This window comes from Novacetimonas maltaceti, assembly GCF_002906255.1.
GTDB classification, from domain to species: domain Bacteria; phylum Pseudomonadota; class Alphaproteobacteria; order Acetobacterales; family Acetobacteraceae; genus Novacetimonas; species Novacetimonas maltaceti.
On sequence record NZ_POTC01000113.1, the window covers coordinates 1 to 2,963 of the forward strand.

The following is a 2,963-nucleotide window of genomic DNA, read 5'->3' on the forward strand; positions in this document are numbered from 1 at the left end:
ACCGGGAAAGCCGCTCTTCAACATCAAAAAAACCAGGCTGCTTCATATCGCCATTCCCTCAATCAACGCAGAAGAAATAGAATCATACAGAAGACCTCAAAACCAGGGGGTTTTTAGAACCCTCCCCGTGGAGAGTTCTGGGTCGTCCGCGAAAACGGCACGCAGGAACAGATCAAAGAAAACTTCGCGGTCGCGCCCGGGCATGAAGTGACCGTGTTATGGGGCGGCGTTAAGGGCATTTCATCCGGTCCCTACATCGTATGCCGCAACTATACAGCGGACACCACAGAGTATAACAAGAGTCCTGGTGCCTTTAAAGGAATATTCAACGCCTATGCCGCGAAGGAACAAAATATAAAGAAGACGTCCTCTATAGCCTCATGGGTGTCCTTTTTTATACCCTTCTTTTTATATATAAAACTCCACCCAATTATTTTTTTACTTGATTTGAGCGTGTTCGTCACAAGCATCAGCATGACCATCTACTACCGCTCCGCCATAAAGCGTCTTTCCAAGACGTTCGTGGCTGAATTCCGGGCAGCTATTCAAAAGCTACTCGACGACCCGGCCTATATCAAATCCATCAGCTAACGTCGCCTGAGGGTCGCATGGACCATTCAGGGCGAAATCCGCCACGGGGAACCTCCTGACGACGGGCGGGATATCGGGCCTGTGCATCGGCCTGCCGCTGATGGGAACCGCACGGGTGGCGGCGTCATCCCATACCCCCATGGCGTATGGTCCGTCGCATGCGACAACACGCTGTCGTGCGATGCGCGCGGCGACAGGATGGGGTGATTCCTGAAAAACGCTGTCTGTGGGGTGTATGATCACAACACCCCTGTCATCATGGGGTGCGGGATGGGACCGTACCACGACAGCTCCGTGCTGTTCGTGGCGGCAGCCCGCGCGGCAACTGGCCCTTCCTCTACCGCTCCGTCATGTGACGGGGCGGCCCCCGCTTTGCCTATGTCAATGCCGCGCATGTCGCGCCATACTGCCCGACCGGGATATCGGCGTCCCATCATTTCGGAGCGGTCGGGTTCATGAAGAAACACGGTGCCAGTTTCAACATCCGTCGCCTTTCGCGCGTCTCCCGACCGTCCTTCGGGTGGTCCGTGCATGCGTCTTCGTGAAATGTCGGCCGCCGCACCCGCGCGACGCTCCGGGCTGGGGGTGGCGCTGTTCCTGGAGGCGACCGAGCGGTTCAGCTTCTACGGCATGCTCAGCATCCTGCTGATCTTCGCGCTGGATGTCCGTGGGCTTGGCGCGCCGCAGGCCAACCTGTTTGTCGGCAGCTTCAATGCGCTGGCCCTGGTCAGCACGCTGCTGGGAAGCCGCCTGGGCGATGTGGTGCTGGGCCCGACACGCACCGTCCTGTATGGCTGCGTGATCCAGTTTACGGCGCTGGTCCTGCTGGGTCTTTCGGTCGCGTGGCCTGTACTGTTCCTGCCGGCGGCGGCGACCGTCGCAGTGACGAACGGCCTGACGCGGACGAACATGGCCATACTGGTCCTGCGCCATGCGGGCGGGGGGCGATCCGCCGACGGGCTTGCGACCCTTTATACCTTTGCCATCAACCTTGGGGCGATGTTTTCATTCCTCCTCGTGCCATGGATCGGCAAGCATTATGGCTATGCGCTGGCGTTCGGGGCGTGTGCTGCCGGGCTGTTCGTGGGGGCTGCGACCGCCCTGCCGAACCGGCGGGGACTGAGCGGTAAAGTGCACGATGGCGCGCCCGTCCCGACCGGGGAGGCACGGGCCACGGCGCGGGCCGTCCCATGGGCCGTGGCCGAAATCGGCCTTGCTGTCCTGTTTTATTGGGTGGTCCTGAATTTCCCTGCGGGCGGGCACTGGATCTTCTGGGCCGTCATGTCGGCCATCCCTGCATTCTGGGCCTGGGTGTGGCGCACTGCGGCACCGGCGCAGCGTCCGGGTATCGCGATCTGCCTGATCCTGATTGCCGAGGCGATGTTCTATGGCATTTTCGACGAGCAGACGACCTCGACCTTTGTGCTTTACGCCCTGCACAACCTGAACCGGCAGTTCAGCGTGGCGGGGGTCACGCTGTTTGAACTTGACGCGCCGCAGATCGTCGCCATCAATGCCGGCCTGACCATGCTGCTTGGCCCTGCGTTCGTCGCACTCTACCGCTTCATGGATACACGGTTCGGCACGGTTGCGCTTTCGACCAAATATGCCTGCGGTTCGGTCTTCATCGTCATCGGCTTCCTGATCCTGTGCCTTGACACGGCGGGCGGGACGTCGGGGCTGCGCGCGCCGTGGGGCATGTTCGGGGCGTATGGTGCGCTGTCGGTCGCGGGGCTGATCATGAATGGCCTGGGCCTGTCGGTCGTCACGACCTACCTGCCGCCGCGCGTGCGCACCATGTCGGTTGCCGTCTATTACATCTCGACAGGCCTTGCGATGTATGGCGGCAGCGTGCTGGCAAACATCATGGGCATCGGTCGCCTGCATGCCGCAGTCTCGATCCCGGACAGCCTGTCCACGTTCCATGCAGTGTTCCGCGGCTTCACGGTGCTGGCCGCCTGCGGCGCGGCAGGGATCCTCCTCATGCTGCCGGTGTTGCGAATGCTGGAAAAACGCGCCTGCCGCATGGTTTCCAAAGTTGGTGGGGGGGCTTGGGGGCAAAGCCCCTGAGGCAGTCGGCGCATGCAACACCCGGGCTCTGCCCGGACCCGGCAGGGATCGCGATCCCTGCACCCTGATTCGTTTAAAAGTCATGGTTTCCAAAGGGTAATACCCTTTGGTGGGGGTCTCGGGGGCAAAGCCCCTGAGGCAGTCGGCGCATGCAACACCCGGGCTCTGCCCGGACCCGGCAGGGATCGCGATCCCTGCACCCTGATTCATTAAAAGTCATGGTTTCCAAAGGGTAATACCCTTTGGTGGGGGGCTCGGGGGCAAAGCCCCTGAGGCAGTCGGCGCATGCAACACCCGGGCTC

General features: G+C 61.2%; 2 protein-coding genes. Both read left to right on the forward strand.

All coding sequences use genetic code 11. The annotated features are described in order from the left end of the window. Window positions 1-213: 213 nt before the first annotated feature. On the forward strand, window positions 214-591 hold the full coding sequence (locus tag KMAL_RS16365; RefSeq protein ID WP_146044261.1) for a hypothetical protein: 378 nt from the start codon (window positions 214-216) through the stop codon (window positions 589-591). A gap of 531 nt (window positions 592-1,122) precedes the next feature. Continuing rightward, window positions 1,123-2,661 carry an oligopeptide:H+ symporter gene (locus KMAL_RS16375; protein ID WP_239020194.1) on the forward strand — a complete coding sequence of 513 codons (1,539 nt, stop codon included), beginning with the start codon at window positions 1,123-1,125 and terminating at the stop codon, window positions 2,659-2,661. Window positions 2,662-2,963: the final 302 nt, after the last annotated feature.